A 15369-nucleotide genomic window follows, 5' to 3' on the forward strand; every position below is an offset into this window, starting at 1 on the left:
CTTTACCATAAAACAAAAGGCACCTGATTTATATTTCAGGTGCCTTTTTTAAAATCTATACTTTATACTTGCTAAACCTCCAACGGCTCCATCAGCCAATCCATCGCTTCCTGCTCATCAGTGAAATCGAGTGGCACAACTTTGGTCTTTAAGGTATGGCTTTGTTCTATCATTGCATTTACGGCTTCAAGATTTTTCTGGAACTGAGAGGGAAGGCGGGCAAAACGCAGCAACGAGCTATTGCCTATCCGGGGAATGTAATTCTGCTTGCTCCACTCCAGGTCGGCAGGCTCTATGGATTTCATCAGGCGGTCGTCGGCCAGCCAGCGGGTAAGCATAAAACGGTCAATCAGTTCAAGGCAAAGCAGAAAAGCTTCTCTTAGTTCAGCGCCTTCTAAATGCCCATTCCATACTGCTTTCCCTAAACGAGATTCTTTATTATAGTAAATGCTAACAAAATTATTCTTAAAGTATACTTGCATTATAAGCGTATTGGTAAAACTGGAAACTCAGATAAAATATAAACAGGTGGGGCTATTCCTTGTCCTGGAAAGAGATTGGCTCATTAAGCCAGGCAATTGCATCTTCTACACTATCGAATTCTTTGATTACCATATCACCTAAGTTATCTGCGCGCTTAATCAATTGTTCAACTGCCATTTTATTAAACACATCTTCAGACACTACAGTAGCATTACGTCTAAGCGTACCGGCAGCCAGCCTCGGGAAAGCGTACTCTACAAACCACTCCTGATCTGACTGCCTGATGGCTCTTAGTTTGCGATTATCGCCCAGCCACCTCAGAGCTTTATACTCTTCCATTAACTGGAGGCATGCAGAAACGGCTTCTTTAAATTCTTCGCTACTCAAAAACCCATTCCAAATAGCAGTTCCCAATTGTAATTCATCGTCGTAAAGGATGGTAACCACATGATTCTGGAAGTAAGTAAAAACCATAGCGTAAATTTTGCCTGTAAATTAATAGCAGGTTGCAAAGTTAAACATTATACTTAAAGCTCAGCCACTAAAATTGCACTTTAGCACTATACCTGAGGCAGTTATACTTTAGTGAACTTGTTAGTTGTTGCTGAGTAAACACATATATTTTTATCAATCAAGGAGTTAACAAATAGTAATTCCACGGATAGCTGCACCAGATTCTTCCCGTAGCCCGAAATGGCATACTAAACAACATTGGGCAGAAACATGGATAAACAAAAAGCCACTGCAACATACAGTGGCTTCTTGCTATAGCAGTGTTTTTACTACTTTGTATTTCTAACCACAATTTCTACACGGCGGTTTTGCTGGCGGCCCTGTGCTGTAGCGTTTGTTTCTAAAGGTTTAGCCTCGCCAACCGGGTGCATCGATATACGTGAAGCATCGATCTTACCATTTTTCTGAAGCCAGTTTTTAACAGCTTCGGCACGTTTCTCGGCTAGCTCTTTGTTATAGCCGGCACTACCCTGAGCATCGGTATAGCCATATATTCTAACCTTACCATCTTTGCTGCGCTGCATAATAGAAGAACTAATCTTCTGCAGGTTTGGCTCTGCACTTTTTTTGATATCAGATTTATCGGTGTCGAATAAAACGTTCTCGCCTAAAGCATACACGCTGTATTTATCGTTACCTCGTACTTCAACATCAGTGTCTTTAAACTCGGGCCAGTTTACAGTAGGTACGTTCATGTCTATATCGTTCCAGTCTGCATCGCCACTGGCATCAACATCAACTATAGAACCATCTGCGGCAGAGTCCGGAGAAGCCTGATTTTCGAAAGCAACAGCGGTATCAGCGGTTGCTTCAGTTGCTTCGTTTTTCGATTCCTCCGTTTTCTTGTTCATATCGTTGCAGGCGCTTAGCAAACCGATGGTAGCACATGCCATGCAGAATATAGCTTTTTTCATAGTTTTATAGTGTTTGTTTTACGCTAGAAGTCCATACGGGCTAATTATACTTTAGTTGATAAAGCCGGCAACCGTGGTAGTATGAATAAACTAGAACAAGTATAAGCCGGCCCTAAAGCTTTAGCATGAAAAAAACACCACAAAACCCTGACAGAATGGCCTTAAGCGCATTTTTTCTACTTACAGGGTAAGTCATAATGTCTGTAGCTTTAAGCTAGAGTTAACTGGCATTCTGTTTGCTTTAATTGGTTTATAAAGAAAGAGGAGACAGACATGAAACTGATAAAAGATAGAGAGTTTTTACGCAGTATTGCCAACCAGATAAACCTGTTTAATACAATAGGTGGCGGTATCAGTGAGACTTATGTTGATATTAAGAAGTATAAAAAAGGAGCTGTAATACAGGTATGGGCAGCGGGTGTAAACCCGGAGGCTTTTAAGGTTGTATTGCAAAATAACCAGCTTACCATTTTCTCACTGCTGCAAAACCAGAATAGTGCTGACTTAACCGTACCAATGTTTACCCAGGTTTTCCTGTTGCCGCCACAGGTAGATATAAGCCGCATTGAGGCCGTGTATGAAGAGGGCCAACTGCACGTAAAACTACCGTACCACGATGCCGCCATCAGGCCCAAAGAAATCGAGATAAAACAACTATAAAACAGAAAAGGCTACTGGTTTCAGTAGCCTTTTCTGTTTTATAGTGCTGCTGTTTAAATAAACTTCGCTTTTATAATAGAGGTTAAGAAATCGTATACTTCCACCGATTCTTTATCGAACGAAAAAATATTGTACTGATCGGCGGTGGTTTGCATAACGCGACAACCGTTCTCAATCATCATAAATATTAACTCGCGCAGGCGGTACGGATGCCCGGCTACATTTAGTACGCAAATGGCGTCGCTGCTCTCCACGTGCAAAAACATGTGTTGCACCTGGTTTACGTCTGTCATGGTGGTGTCTTGCTCCAGCATAATCTTAATCTTTGGCTACTTATTGCTAGAGCAAAATATTGGCAAAAAAAGTGCCGCAACACTTGCACTATTTTATAGCAGAAGGCTTAAAACATGCTATAGTTCAATCTATACTTTATACTTTTAAACTAAACAAAGATATATGGGCAGCTTATACCTGGCGCTATGGCCTAAAAAGCAGGGCAATAAAAAACCCGGCTTTTCAGGGCCGGGTGTTCATTATTCTGAATGCTTCCGCTCGTGATATTTTTTTTTCAAGAATCAACGGCGGATCGTCGTCTTTTGCGACCACTAACGTATAATTGTTATTCGTATCCTGATAGAAGATAAGCGTAGTCAGATCCTCGTAGCCAATGCTGAAAATCTTCCTGTTCTTATCTTCATAAAAGTTATATGTATCTAATTTAATATTCTTCAATAGCCTCATACCCCAACATCTTATTTATATTTTAACGGCACTCACAGCCCAGAATGTTTCAAATCCGTCAGAGATACAATCACTTTCTTCTTAAAGTTATACTATTGTTTTACAGATAGTTATATATAGATTGCTTAATTTAGTAACTTCTCTAAGTATAAAAATACCTCTAAAAGCAGTACATTTATTGTAAAGTACAGGCTACTGGCACAGAAACAGAACAAGGCATAACATGCTGATAATAAGAAATTTGCACCAAACCAGATGAGTATAAGAATTGAGGAGATTACAGGCCTGGAAAATATGCTGTTACAGTACCATCTTATACTTCAGCTTAACCCCAGCATGGCAGAAAGCCGCTACCGGGAACTGCTGCAACAAATGCTGCCCAATGGCTACCGTATGGTGGGCGCTTTTATAGGAAACAGCTGTGTTGGCTTATCAGGTTTCTGGGTTAGCGCCAAGTTATACAGCGGCAAATACCTTGAGGTTGATAATTTTGTAGTAGACGAGGCCTACCGGTCTGAAGGAATTGGAAAACTGCTCTCTGACTGGATGCATACTGAAGCACAGCGGCTTAACTGCGACACAATAATGCTGGATGCGTACGTTACCAATAGTGCGGCCCATAAGTTTTATTTTAGAGAAGGCTTTCATATCAAGAGCCTGCATTTTTACAAAAGCCTGTAGCTTATGGAAAGCAGAAACAAGATAACCGGCCTGTATGGCTGGCTGCTGTTTATACTTTTTGAGGTAGTAGTGTACCTTAGCCTGAGCAGCCTGCTTTCAGGTATGGGCATGACCAACCAAATACAACCAGAAAATACGATAGTGCCCAATTGGGTAAAAGCAGTAACATTTATCCTGTTATATATTATTTGCCTTTTGGGTGCCCTTGCGCTGGTAAGTAACTATGTGCCTGCCAGGCACCGTAAGCAGCTTATGCGCTGGGTATACCTGGCATTGCTGGGTTTAGTACCTATGCTGTTTCTGCTTTTTAACTAAATTGTATTTCTAAGTTCTATTGATATAATTAAGTATAAAGCGCTTTAACTTAACCAAGTATAACCTATGAAAAAGATACTGACGTTACTGCTGTTTGCTGTGGTTTTTTGCCTGCAGGCCAATGCACAGAACGAACCAAACCAGCAGGGCCGCTACTATGTGCAATTACAGAATGGCCAGATAGTATACGCTGATAAGCTTAAGTTTAAGACCCCAATCTTTAAGCAGGATTATTTTCTGCTCAACGACTCGATGCAATTCAGGCTGGATGCTGTGAAAGCTTACCAGAATGCTGATGGTTATTATGCACGTGTAGGTTACGGCAGCCGCGCCAATGCCTTTGCCAAGCGTATACTTCATGGCCCGCGCATTTCTAAGTACTATACCACTACCTACGATTATTACAACATGGGTTACTCGCCTTATGGGTATGGTATGGGTGCTCCGTCGCGCCGCAGGGTATACTTTTTCTCGAAAGATGATGGCCCGCTACAGTCTTTTAACTATGGTAACCTGCAGGAAGCGCTATCCGACAATGCATCGAGTATGGTAATGCTGAAGCGTTATAAAAGCGAACGCTTTCTGACTACAGGTTTATCTGTTTTAGGGGCCGGTATCGCGGCTTTTGGAGTATACAGTTCCAGCAACAACAGTAATGGCAGTTTATCACCGGCTGTGTATGCGGGCGTTGGGGTAGCCGCCATCCCGTTTGTGTTGCAACTTTTCCAGAAAGATAAACTCACCCAGGCCATCGAACTTTACAACTACCAGATAAAGCAGTAAAATACCCTATAAAGCTGCCAACAAACTATTATTCACAGGCTACCTCCTGAAAATGGAAAACCTTATACTTTTGCACGGAGCTCTGGGCTCTGCAGCTACGCTTGCACCTTTAAAAAATGAGCTAGAGGCAAACTACCGGATTTATACCTTGGATTTTAGCGGCCATGGTGGCAAACCGTTACCAGAATCGCCTTTTGCTATGCCACTTTTTGCCCAGAATATTCTGCAACTGATGGAGCAGGAACAACTGGAAAGAGCTCATATTTTCGGTTATAGTATGGGCGGGTACGCTGCTTTATACTTTGCCTTGCAATATCCGGAGCGGGTTAAGAGCATTTTTACGCTGGCTACAAAATTTGCCTGGTCGGCGGAGGCGGCTGAGAAAGAAGGTAAAATGCTGAACCCAGAAAAGATACAGGAAAAAGTACCGCACTTTGCGCAGACACTTGCTCAGCGCCATGCACCACAGCGGTGGCAGGACGTTATGCTGAAAACTGCTGAAATGATGCGGCATCTCGGAGATAGTCCGGCCCTTACTGCCTCGTTACTGGCGCAAATACAGGTTCCCGTGTTAGTAGCAGTAGGCGATCGTGACAATATGGTAACGCCCGAAGAAACGATCTGGACATACAGGCAATTAGCCAATGCAAGCCTGCTGGTATTACCAGATACCCGACACCCGCTTGAAGCGGTTAGTCCAGGTATACTTGCACAAACCATCAGGCAATTCCTGGCTCCTAAAAACGTTACTATTTCGTAAAAGCCTGATCTATGTTATTATCTATACTTCACAAATCATTTGTTCACCTGCGATTTCCATACTTTGTAGCAATAATCATAAGTATATTTTTGCTGGCATCATGCACCAGCACAGCGCCATCGCATGGGCAGCGTGGCTACACCGAAGAGGGTAAAGCTTCCTATTATAGCAGAAAATTGCAGGGCCGCAAAATGGCTAACGGAGAACCTTATAAGCGACATAAGCTAACAGCAGCCCACCGTACTTTGCCGCTTGGTACTAAAGTTAAAGTTACCAGCCTGCAAACACATAAAACTGTTAAAGTTAAAATCACTGACAGAGGCCCGTATGCCAAAGGCCGTGTAGTCGATCTATCAGAAGCTGCGGCCCGCAAGCTGGGCTATATTAATGCCGGCGTAGTGCCTGTAAAAGTCAAGGTTATACGGCCTGCAGCTGGTAAATAAACTTTAAACTTTTACACTAATTCTATACTTGCCCCGGTGTACACATCGTTTACACACGTAGTTAGAGGTTTCCCTAAAATATCCTAAGTAATTATTGTATTTTCAAATTCAGGATAGTACATTTGATTGTGATTAAACTGCGCCTACATATTCGCTTTGTATTGCCTTTAGCAGCTACTATGCTCTTTAGCATGGCTACTGCGCCTGCCGTACAAGCTAGTAATAATGGCTGCACAACTACCACCTCGCCTAATAACCAGACCGAGCAACAAACTTCAGTAACTGCTCAGAATAAAAGCAAAACCACAACAAAGGCAAAAGCACCGGTAAAACCTCAGGAAAAAGCTCCTGTAAATGCTTCAGACCTGAACAAATCGTCGTTTTCTTTTAAGGACATTACGGGTTCTGAAGAAAGCGAAGATGATTCTGACACTTTTCACGGCACCGATCCGTTAATGAATGCGGTAAAGGTAATTGTGGCTACACTGCTTTCTACAATTATCTAATTCCTGTTTTACTTCCTGCCTTATACTTTATACCTGTTTGCTATTCAGCTGCTTTGCTCTTAAAGCCTTGCTTTCCGCGCAGTATATCAAAGAACAGCATAAAATCCGAAGCCAAACTATAAAACGGGTATTTAAAAGTGGCAGGCTTGTTACGCTCAAAAAAGAAGTGCCCCACCCAAGCAAAACCATACCCTACCAGCGGCACTAGCCATAGCCAACTATACTGCTTCCATATTATGGTCGCTAGGGCAATAAGCAATAAAAGCCCCGTCCCTGCAAAATGCAGCACCCGGCTTGTTGTATGCTGATGTTCAGATAAATAGTAAGGTTAAAATTCTTTTAAAGAAGTATAAACTTTAGGTTGCGGAGCCATAAATGCCATTGTTGTAACCAAAGGAAGTTACAAAAGTATAGGCAGTGCCGCAAGAGGAAAAATACTTACAAGCCCGGCAAGTATAAATTTTAGATAAAATTGCTTACAAGCGCCAGGAACAGCCCCAGAAAAGTGGCCATCAGTTTATTTCGGTTGAAATGGTGATCAGGGCTGGTTTCGAAAAGTATGGTAGTAGAAATATGAAGGAAATTACCTACCACCAGGCCGGTAAGGGCATTATAAAGTGTGCTATCCGGCCCTGATGCTAAAACGGTGTTACTTACAATAATACCCAGCGGCGAACCTACTGCAAATATCAGTAACCACATAAAGGCTTTATTGAAACTACCCAGCCGCGACATCAGCACCGACATCAGGGCAAATGCTGCCGGCACGTGGTGGATTGCAACTCCCATGAGTACCAGGTAAAAATTGTCCTGCTCATGCCCCTGGTGCAAATGCCTGTTCTCGTTATCTATCAGTATACTTCCTTCCAGAAAAGAATGCAGAAATAACGACCCCAGCAGCAGAAATGGCATGGGGCCTGCATGGTCATGTTTGTGTAAGTGTATGTGCCCATGCTCTACACCCTCCGAAAATTGCTCCAGCAACAGCTGCAGAAAAAAACCACCCAACACCCAATAGCCAACAGTATGTGGCTTGCTGCTCCCCAGCAGCATATCTGGCAACAGATGAATGATAGTGATACTGAACAGGTAAGCCCCGCTGAATGCCAAAGCCAGCTTCAGCCATTTATTGTTGTGTGGCGGAAAAGCCTTAACCAGGAAACTGGAAAGTACAACCGTAAAGAACAGGACAAGTATAGCTGTGATCATGTACCTATCTATTTTTTAAGTACAAAGATCATTCGTTCGCTGCTTTCGCGGTTATATGGGGCAAGGTTGTAATCGCCGAAGATTTCTACAAGCCGCAACTGCGCCATTCCAAAATACTCCATAAAGTCTTCTTCGCGTAGTGCCCGCACACGTTCCTCAAAAGCATAATCCTGCCCTTTATCTGTAAAGCAGATCTTTTTAACTATAAAGCCATTCTCAACACCCCTGCTGATATTAAATTTAATGCCGCACACCTCTTTTTCTTCGTGTGCCACTAGGTTGGCAATGGTCAGGTCGGTGTTCATAAAATCAATTACCAGCTTGCCGCCATGCTTTAATGTTTTGGCTACGGCACAAAGGGCTACCACATTTTCGGTTTCGTTCTCGAAATACCCGAAACTGGTAAAAAGGTTGAGCACAAAATCAAATTCCTCTGGTTTGTATACCTGCCGCATGTCGTGCACCTCAAAATGCAAATGCTCATTTTCGAACTGTTTGGCATAGGCTATACTTTGCTCCGAAAGATCGATGCCGGTAACATCGAAGCCCCTTTGGTTGAGCTGCACCGAATGACGCCCTTTGCCACAGGCCAGGTCCAGTATTTTGTGTTCAGGTTTAGGATGGAGGTAAGCCAGCAGGTTATCTATAAACAACTGCGCCTCGTCTTCGTTGCGGTTGTTATAAAGTATGTGGTAGTACGGAGAGTCGAACCAGGTACTAAACCAATCTTCCTGTTGTGCCATATTAAGGGTAAAAGCAATAATGTTGCAAATATAGGCTTTATTTTGAAACTGCTTATACGCGCAGTTAAACGGCTTGGGTAATAAATGCTCTATATTATTGATTCCTGAAAATAACGTCATAAAAAAGCCTGCCGCTGCTATGGCAACGGCAGGCTTTTTCTTAAGCGGGCAGGCTTAGTGCTTTACGCTGTCTGCTTTAGGTGCAGTGTTGCCTGGCTTGCTTACGCTGTCAGCTTCGTTTGCCTTGTTTTCTTCAGCATGTACGCCACCAGTCTGCACATGATTGATCATGGCTTCATCCTCATTTTCATGGCCCATTGGTGCGTGTTCAGTTTCGATGTTGTTGGTATTACGCGTTCCCGGCGCTACCGTATCAACTGAAACTTTCTCCTCTGGTCTTTGATCAGAAGGAGTAGAGCAAGAAACCATAAATAACCCGCACACGGCGGCAAAAACTGCTAATACGTTCTTATTCATCTTTGTTGTGTTTATACTTCTTATAGTTGCGCCTTATACTTTAAATTAAAGGCATCATTTCTTTGCTTACGCCCGGTTACAGGTTAAAGGTTATCAGGTGCTTATGCCAGCAGGTTCTTGCGGCGCAGCATCGATTCCATCAGCTTAATATCGTTCGGGCTGTTAAATATACGGTAGGGCAGGTTAATAAAAACCGGCACCTGGAAAGTACGTGCCAGCCAGCCTTTCCAGCCGGTAGGCATTTGCTCTTGTGTTGGCGGCTGCAACCACAACATAAAGGCATCGTCTTTTTTACGCGCAGATTGTATCATGTTCCAGGTTAGAGCCATGCCTTCACGGTCGTTGCGTTTCATCAGGATCTGGCGCTGGTCAATTTCATACGTCATCTTCTCGAACAACGGATTGCCTTGTTCCATTTGCGTTACACCCATTACCTGGGCCGAGCGCAACAGCACAAAAAGTATGGTTACAATAATAGCAATGGCTACCCACCACCACGAAAAACTGAATAATGCCGGTATTAAAAAAAGTGCCAGCGGAATAATTGCCTGCCACCAGTCTTTGCGCCATACTTGTGTAAGCGCTAAGTTCGTGTAAAGCTTCTTGTCGAACTGATACTTTTTTGTGCGGATTGCCATCGGGGACGAACCTTGTGGCTGCCTAAAACCGCGTTGATTTGGTTGCTGCATAAACTAATAAAAATTCAATACTAAATCCTCTGCAAAATTTCCCCTCATGCCCTGGCTGCAGATGGAATGCCAGGTAGCTTCAGCAATTGCCTTAAAACTTTTGGCAAAGGTACTTTAAATTAATATGCTTTCAGGCTTAGGTCCATACTTTTGATGGAATGTGTGAGCGCGCCCACCGAAATATAGTCTACACCACACTCAGCTACGGCACGTATAGTTGCATCTGTAATACCACCGGAAGCTTCTGTCTCGTAACGGCCAGCAATCATGGCTACAGCTTCGCGCATTATTTCCGGGCTCATGTTGTCCAGCATAATGCGGTGAATACCACCTGTTTCCAAAGCCTCACGCACTTCATCCAAGGTACGGGTTTCTACTTCAATCTTCAGGTCTTTGCCTTTTTCCTGCAGGTAGCGCTGCGTTGCTGTAATAGCTTCGCGAATGCCGCCGGCGTAATCCACATGGTTATCTTTCAGGATGATCATGTCGAAGAGGCCGAACCTATGGTTCACGCCGCCACCAATCAGCACTGCCCATTTCTCCATAATACGGAAGTTTGGCGTGGTTTTGCGGGTATCCAGCAGTTTGGCGCCAGTACCGGCTATCAGCTGGTTAAGCTGGTGCGTAAAGGTAGCAATGCCACTCATGCGCTGCATGCAGTTTAACACCAGGCGCTCGGCTGTAAGTATAGATTGTGCCTTTCCTTTTACGGTCAGGGCTACATCGCCATACTTTACCTGGGCACCATCCTGCAACAGTACATCCAGCTGCAGTTCCGGGTCTACGGCTTTAAAAATATAACCAGCCAGCTCCACGCCCGCCAGTATGCCATCGCCTTTCACAAGCAAGCGCGCCTGGTTCTGGGCATCGGCCGGAATAGAGGCCAGCGAAGAGTGGTCTCCGTCGCCGATGTCTTCGGCTAAGGCACGCGATATAAACTCGCTAATGCTTTGTTCGGTAAGGTATGTCGGTTTCACAGTGCAAAAATAAAAAAAGGCTCGGGATATACTCCGAGCCTTTTTAAAAATCTCATTATTATCTGCTTAATCTTTTATAAAGTTCATCGATTGTATCAGAAATTTGCCTTTCGACTCCTTCATGCGTACAAGAACAGTATACGTACCACCTTTAGAAGTATAGGTACCGATGGCATAACGCTGCCCTTTGTCGGAAGCGCCCTGGTGGCTGTAAGAGAAATCAACAGGTGCGTTTTTATTGAAAAAGTTCTTCATCACGAACTCTGCCTGGGTGCTGCTGTAACTTGTGGCCTCGCGCCCATCCAGTGTAAGCTCCACCACGCTGTTAAAGTTGCGGGCAAGGTCTTTTGAAGAACCAATTTTGATGGCTGATTTTACGTTACCCATAACATCGCCTTGTGCAACAGCCTGGCCCACCGATAAAAACGCCGCAGCCAACAACAAGGAAAATACGATGGTAATGTGTTTAAATTTTTTCATAAGTGATGTTTGTAATCTTGCACTGGTAATAGCCAAAACTATGCCAACTCCCTGATGTACACTTGAGACGTTAAAGTTAATAGGATTCTCTAAATATATACATACAGAACTTTATACTATAGCCAACGTTGATTCGTTTGTGTTAGTTTCCGGCTGTTGCCATACTTTCCAGGCATTGTATTCAGAAAGCTTTTGCCCGGCTGGCTTAAGCAGGCTTTGGAAGTTTATAGTTATATTTGCAGCATGAATAAGAAGGTACTTTTAATGATTTTAGATGGTTGGGGCATTGCCACTGACCTGTCTGTTTCTGCTATAAATAAAGCGTATACTCCCTTTTACGATTCTATACTTCAGAAGTACCCGCATACCAAACTGCAGGCATCTGGCGAGGCGGTAGGTTTACCCGACGGGCAGATGGGGAACTCCGAAGTTGGCCACATGAACATAGGCGCCGGCCGCGTAGTTTACCAGGACCTGGTACGCATTAACAAATCTATTGCCGAACATAAACTGGCGCAGATGCCCGTACTGGCCAATGCACTTGCCTTTGCAAAAGAAGAACATAAAGATGTGCACCTTATCGGGCTCTTGTCTGACGGAGGCGTACACTCGCATATAAATCACCTGAAAGCGATCTGCTCCGCCGCAAACGACGAAGGGCTGAAGCAGGTATACATTCATGCTTTTACCGATGGCCGTGATACCGACCCTAAAGGCGGCGTAAAGTATATTAACGACCTGGAAAAACACCTCGAGAACACAACCGGCACCATCGCGTCTATAGTTGGCCGCTACTATGCCATGGACCGCGATAACCGCTGGGAGCGAGTAAAACTGGCTTACGACCTGATGGTAAACGGCATCGGAACGCCATCGCAAAATCTTATAAAATCGGTTCTGGATTCTTACAACGAGGGCGTAACCGATGAGTTTATTAAGCCAATTGTAAAAGTAAACGACCAGCAGGAGCCAATTGCGGTTATTAAAGAAGGGGATGTGGTTATCTGCTTTAACTTCCGCACCGACCGCGGGCGCGAAATTACACAGGCCCTAACCCAGCATGATTTTGCGGAGCAGAACATGCACAAACTGAACCTGCGTTACATTACCCTCACCAACTACGACGATACTTTTGTAGGTGTAGAGCCTATTTTCGATAAAGACAACCTGAACAACACGCTGGGCGAAGTAATAGCAAAAGCGGGCAAAAAGCAGATCCGTATTGCCGAAACCGAGAAGTACCCGCATGTAACTTTCTTTTTCTCGGGTGGCCGCGAAGAAGTTTTCGAAGGTGAAAGACGTCTGTTGTGCCCTTCGCCAAAAGTTGCCACTTATGACCTGCAACCGGAAATGAGCGCTTACGAAATTCGTGATACTATAGTACCGGAACTGCATAACAAGACCGCTGATTTTATTTGCCTTAATTTTGCCAACCCTGATATGGTAGGCCACACCGGTGTATTTGAAGCAGCCGTTAAAGCATGCGAAGTGGTAGACTCCTGCGCCCAGACGGTAGTTGCTGCCGCACTCGAAAGCGGCTACGACACTATTGTGATTGCAGACCATGGCAACGCCGATTACATGATAAACCCGGATGGCACCCCAAACACGGCACACACTACTAACTTGGTGCCTTGCGTGTTGGTAAGCAACGATTTTAAGGGCACTTTAGCAGAAGGCAAACTAGGTGATATAGCGCCAACTATACTGGAACTGATGGGCATTGAGCGACCTGTAGAAATGACGGGCAAATCGCTTATACTTAATGAGATATAGCTTGAGTAAGTATAAATTTATAGCACTGTTTGGCCTTTTAGGGTTTGCTGTTGCCTGCGAGCGGCCAACACCGCCTGCTTCAGGAAATGCAGCAGGTGCTGCATATAACCTGGCTGCTTACCTGCAGGCACAGGCAAAACGCCTGCAGGCCGAAAAGCCAACTGTTATTAAGCGGGCTAAAACCGAAGACAAGGCTGCCGAAACTATAAAAACTTCTGAAGTTGACTGGGAAGATGAGCTTGCCATTTTTCAGGACGTAGATATTTCAAAACCTTCGTTGCGCGAGTACTATACAGAAGAAAAGCAGCCGTTTGGTAATAACCTAACAGCTTATACTTATACCAAAACTGCCGAAGCCGAAGCACCTGTACAACACCTTACCCTGCAAACAAACCGGGAGCAGAAATTACAAGGTATGGAGGCAGTGCTGCTGGAGGAGAACATGCTGTTTTACTCTAAACGTAAAGTAACGTTAAGCACAAACCCTGCTACCGGCAACATTACCGGTTACCAGATCAACGGGGTACAAAAGCTTGTGTTCGGCGACTCGCTGCATTATAACGTTACGGCTATTATTCAGGAGCATTAACCAGCTCAGCAGACTGCTATACTTCTTCTGATTTTTGCTGAATAAACATGATAAGCTTCTCAATTATACTTGTTTAGTTGCCGGTTTTATGCACAGGTTTATACTTGCCTTTCTTTTCAGTTTATACTTTGCTGCAGCCTGCCTGGGCCAAAGTATAAATTCTGATAAAGGGCGAGCCTGCGCTACAACTGCTTATATCGAGCTGCTAAAACAGAAAGATGCCGGCTTTAGCAAAAGGCAATCAGAGGCAGAGCAGGTTATTCAACAGGAACTAAGCAGGCCACAGCAGGGGCAGAACCTGCGGTCGGCAGTAATTACGGTTCCGGTAGTTTTCCATGTAGTATACAACTCTGCTGCAGAGAACATTTCAGATGCACAGGTGCTATCGCAGTTGCGGGTACTGAACGATGATTTCAGAAGACAAAATGCCGATGCAGGACAGACCCCTTCATACTTCCTTCCTTTTGCCGCTGATGCCGAGATAGAGTTTTGCCTCGCTACCACCAACCCAGATGGCGAACCAACCAACGGCATTACCCGCACACGCTCCACAAAAGAAGAATTCAGCTATACCACCGACGATGTAAAATTCTCGAAGGAAGGCGGTGTTAACGGCTGGGACCCTAGCCAATACCTGAATATCTGGATCTGTAACATTGAGGGCGGACAAATTATAGGTTACGCCACGCCTCCGGGCGCTGCCAGGGATATTGATGGCGTAGTACTGCATTATAAAACTATCGGAGCTGCGCCTGCCAACCCCTTTGTTACTAACTATAACATGGGCCGAACCGCCACACATGAGGTGGGCCATTGGCTGGGCTTGCGCCACATCTGGGGCGGGGGTGGCGCTACCTGCACCGACTCCGACGGCATTACCGATACACCAAATCAAGAACAGGAAACAGTGGGCTGCCCGGATGGTATTGTGCAATCGTGCGATAACAGCCCGTACGGCAATATGTGGCAAAACTACATGGATTACAGCAACGATGCCTGCATGAACCTGTTCACATTTGGCCAGGCCAATTATATGAAAGCAGTTTTAAATACCTCACGCTCCTCCATCTTTAATTCTGTAGTTTGCAGTAATACACTTCGGTCTGAGTTTAGAGCTTTTAATGAGCGCGACACACTGGTTATAGCAGGTACTTCTGTTCGCTATTCTGATGCCTCGCTGGGCGTGCGCCCTACCTCGTGGTTATGGGAGTTTGAAGGAGGCACGCCTGCTACTTCGACTGAAAGAAATCCGGTAGTCAGGTATACAAAACCCGGCAAGTATAATGTCAGTTTAACTATCTCTAATGGCAACCTCAGCAGCACAGAAGTAAAAGAAGATTACATACACGTAACCGTGGATGACCTGGCAGTGTACCCGAATCCTGCCGTTGATTTTATAACAATTGAACAGCCTGCCAAAGTACTGGTAAGAAAGGTGCAACTGCTGAATAATTTAGGTGTTGCTGTTTTGGATGAGGAAGTACGTAGCCGCATCATAAGGTTTGATACCCGCCATCTGCCTGCCGGTATATACTTCCTGCACATCGAAAGTACCAATGGCACTGAACTCAAGAAGATTAGCATCCTGAAGTAAGCGGCTAATCGAAGTAAACTATACCTCTTATTCAGT

21 protein-coding genes and 1 pseudogene are annotated in these 15369 nt (G+C 44.6%); 11 read left to right on the top strand and 11 right to left on the bottom strand.

What is annotated here, in order from left to right; genetic code table 11:
- Nucleotides 1–71: 71 nt before the first annotated feature.
- From LWP20_RS00735 to LWP20_RS00745, 3 genes are all read right to left on the bottom strand, one after another.
- Nucleotides 72–482, bottom strand: a complete 411-nt coding sequence (locus LWP20_RS00735) for a hypothetical protein (RefSeq protein WP_242926192.1) — start codon at nt 480–482, stop codon at nt 72–74.
- A 52-nt stretch (nt 483–534) separates the two neighbouring features.
- Complete coding sequence (locus tag LWP20_RS00740; RefSeq protein WP_242926193.1) at nt 535–957, bottom strand: STAS/SEC14 domain-containing protein; 423 nt, start codon at nt 955–957, stop codon at nt 535–537.
- 308 nt (nt 958–1265) lie between these two features.
- Complete coding sequence (locus LWP20_RS00745) at nt 1266–1910, bottom strand: OmpA family protein (RefSeq protein ID WP_242926194.1); 645 nt, start codon at nt 1908–1910, stop codon at nt 1266–1268.
- A 273-nt stretch (nt 1911–2183) separates the two neighbouring features.
- Here LWP20_RS00745 and LWP20_RS00750 point away from each other — a divergent pair, with 273 nt between their 5' ends.
- Entirely contained in the window at nt 2184–2570 is a 387-nt protein-coding gene (locus LWP20_RS00750) for an Hsp20/alpha crystallin family protein (protein ID WP_242926195.1), read from the top strand.
- A 53-nt stretch (nt 2571–2623) separates the two neighbouring features.
- Here the strand turns inward: LWP20_RS00750 and LWP20_RS00755 are convergent, their stop codons facing one another.
- Nucleotides 2624–2884: a hypothetical protein gene (locus LWP20_RS00755; RefSeq protein ID WP_242926196.1), complete on the bottom strand. Its 261-nt coding sequence runs from the start codon at nt 2882–2884 to the stop codon at nt 2624–2626.
- Nucleotides 2885–2946: 62 nt separating this feature from the next.
- Between LWP20_RS00755 and LWP20_RS00760 the strand changes: the two genes are divergently transcribed.
- The 7 genes from LWP20_RS00760 (at nt 2947) to LWP20_RS00790 (ending at nt 6799) form a co-directional block, all read left to right on the top strand.
- Nucleotides 2947–3186: a hypothetical protein gene (locus LWP20_RS00760; RefSeq protein WP_242926197.1), complete on the top strand. Its 240-nt coding sequence runs from the start codon at nt 2947–2949 to the stop codon at nt 3184–3186.
- Nucleotides 3187–3566: 380 nt separating this feature from the next.
- Nucleotides 3567–3992, top strand: coding sequence for a GNAT family N-acetyltransferase (locus tag LWP20_RS00765; protein ID WP_242926198.1), 426 nt, complete (start codon nt 3567–3569; stop codon nt 3990–3992).
- A 3-nt stretch (nt 3993–3995) separates the two neighbouring features.
- The gene (locus LWP20_RS00770) at nt 3996–4307 is read left to right on the top strand and encodes a hypothetical protein (protein ID WP_242926199.1); all 312 of its coding nucleotides are present in this window, start codon (nt 3996–3998) and stop codon (nt 4305–4307) included.
- 66 nt (nt 4308–4373) lie between these two features.
- Nucleotides 4374–5090 carry a hypothetical protein gene (locus tag LWP20_RS00775; protein WP_242926200.1) on the top strand — a complete coding sequence of 239 codons (717 nt, stop codon included), beginning with the start codon at nt 4374–4376 and terminating at the stop codon, nt 5088–5090.
- A 52-nt stretch (nt 5091–5142) separates the two neighbouring features.
- Entirely contained in the window at nt 5143–5850 is a 708-nt protein-coding gene (locus tag LWP20_RS00780) for an alpha/beta fold hydrolase (protein ID WP_242926201.1), read from the top strand.
- 11 nt (nt 5851–5861) lie between these two features.
- Nucleotides 5862–6293: a septal ring lytic transglycosylase RlpA family protein gene (locus LWP20_RS00785; RefSeq protein WP_242926202.1), complete on the top strand. Its 432-nt coding sequence runs from the start codon at nt 5862–5864 to the stop codon at nt 6291–6293.
- 191 nt (nt 6294–6484) lie between these two features.
- On the top strand, nt 6485–6799 hold the full coding sequence (locus LWP20_RS00790) for a hypothetical protein (protein WP_242926203.1): 315 nt from the start codon (nt 6485–6487) through the stop codon (nt 6797–6799).
- A 40-nt stretch (nt 6800–6839) separates the two neighbouring features.
- On the opposite strand, the pseudogene LWP20_RS00795 reads toward LWP20_RS00790, so the two are convergent.
- From LWP20_RS00795 to LWP20_RS00825, 7 genes and pseudogenes are all read right to left on the bottom strand, one after another.
- Nucleotides 6840–7115 (bottom strand): annotated as a pseudogene (locus tag LWP20_RS00795) (Mpo1-like protein); the annotation flags it as partial.
- Nucleotides 7116–7261: 146 nt separating this feature from the next.
- Entirely contained in the window at nt 7262–8008 is a 747-nt protein-coding gene (locus LWP20_RS00800; RefSeq protein WP_242926205.1) for a ZIP family metal transporter, read from the bottom strand.
- Nucleotides 8009–8016: 8 nt separating this feature from the next.
- Nucleotides 8017–8751, bottom strand: a complete 735-nt coding sequence (locus LWP20_RS00805; RefSeq protein ID WP_242926206.1) for an SAM-dependent methyltransferase — start codon at nt 8749–8751, stop codon at nt 8017–8019.
- A gap of 174 nt (nt 8752–8925) precedes the next feature.
- Entirely contained in the window at nt 8926–9228 is a 303-nt protein-coding gene (locus LWP20_RS00810; RefSeq protein WP_242926207.1) for a hypothetical protein, read from the bottom strand.
- Between the two features lie 101 nt (nt 9229–9329).
- A complete protein-coding gene (locus LWP20_RS00815; RefSeq protein WP_242926208.1) occupies nt 9330–9866 on the bottom strand; it encodes a hypothetical protein in 537 nt (178 codons plus the stop codon).
- Between the two features lie 170 nt (nt 9867–10036).
- Complete coding sequence (gene nadC / locus LWP20_RS00820; protein ID WP_242926209.1) at nt 10037–10894, bottom strand: carboxylating nicotinate-nucleotide diphosphorylase; 858 nt, start codon at nt 10892–10894, stop codon at nt 10037–10039.
- A 66-nt stretch (nt 10895–10960) separates the two neighbouring features.
- Entirely contained in the window at nt 10961–11374 is a 414-nt protein-coding gene (locus LWP20_RS00825) for a DUF4783 domain-containing protein (protein ID WP_242926210.1), read from the bottom strand.
- 243 nt (nt 11375–11617) lie between these two features.
- Between LWP20_RS00825 and gpmI the strand changes: the two genes are divergently transcribed.
- The 3 genes from gpmI to LWP20_RS00840 are packed head-to-tail and all read left to right on the top strand — an operon-like array spanning nt 11618 to nt 15333.
- Nucleotides 11618–13150 (top strand): 2,3-bisphosphoglycerate-independent phosphoglycerate mutase, encoded by a 1533-nt coding sequence (gene gpmI / locus LWP20_RS00830; RefSeq protein ID WP_242926211.1) that lies wholly within the window; start codon nt 11618–11620, stop codon nt 13148–13150.
- 1 nt (nt 13151) lies between these two features.
- Nucleotides 13152–13739 (top strand): hypothetical protein, encoded by a 588-nt coding sequence (locus LWP20_RS00835; RefSeq protein WP_242926212.1) that lies wholly within the window; start codon nt 13152–13154, stop codon nt 13737–13739.
- Between the two features lie 34 nt (nt 13740–13773).
- Nucleotides 13774–15333 carry a M43 family zinc metalloprotease gene (locus tag LWP20_RS00840; protein ID WP_242926213.1) on the top strand — a complete coding sequence of 520 codons (1560 nt, stop codon included), beginning with the start codon at nt 13774–13776 and terminating at the stop codon, nt 15331–15333.
- The last annotated feature ends 36 nt before the right edge of the window (nt 15334–15369 follow it).

This window comes from Pontibacter vulgaris (genome assembly GCF_022758145.1).
GTDB lineage: Bacteria > Bacteroidota > Bacteroidia > Cytophagales > Hymenobacteraceae > Pontibacter > Pontibacter vulgaris.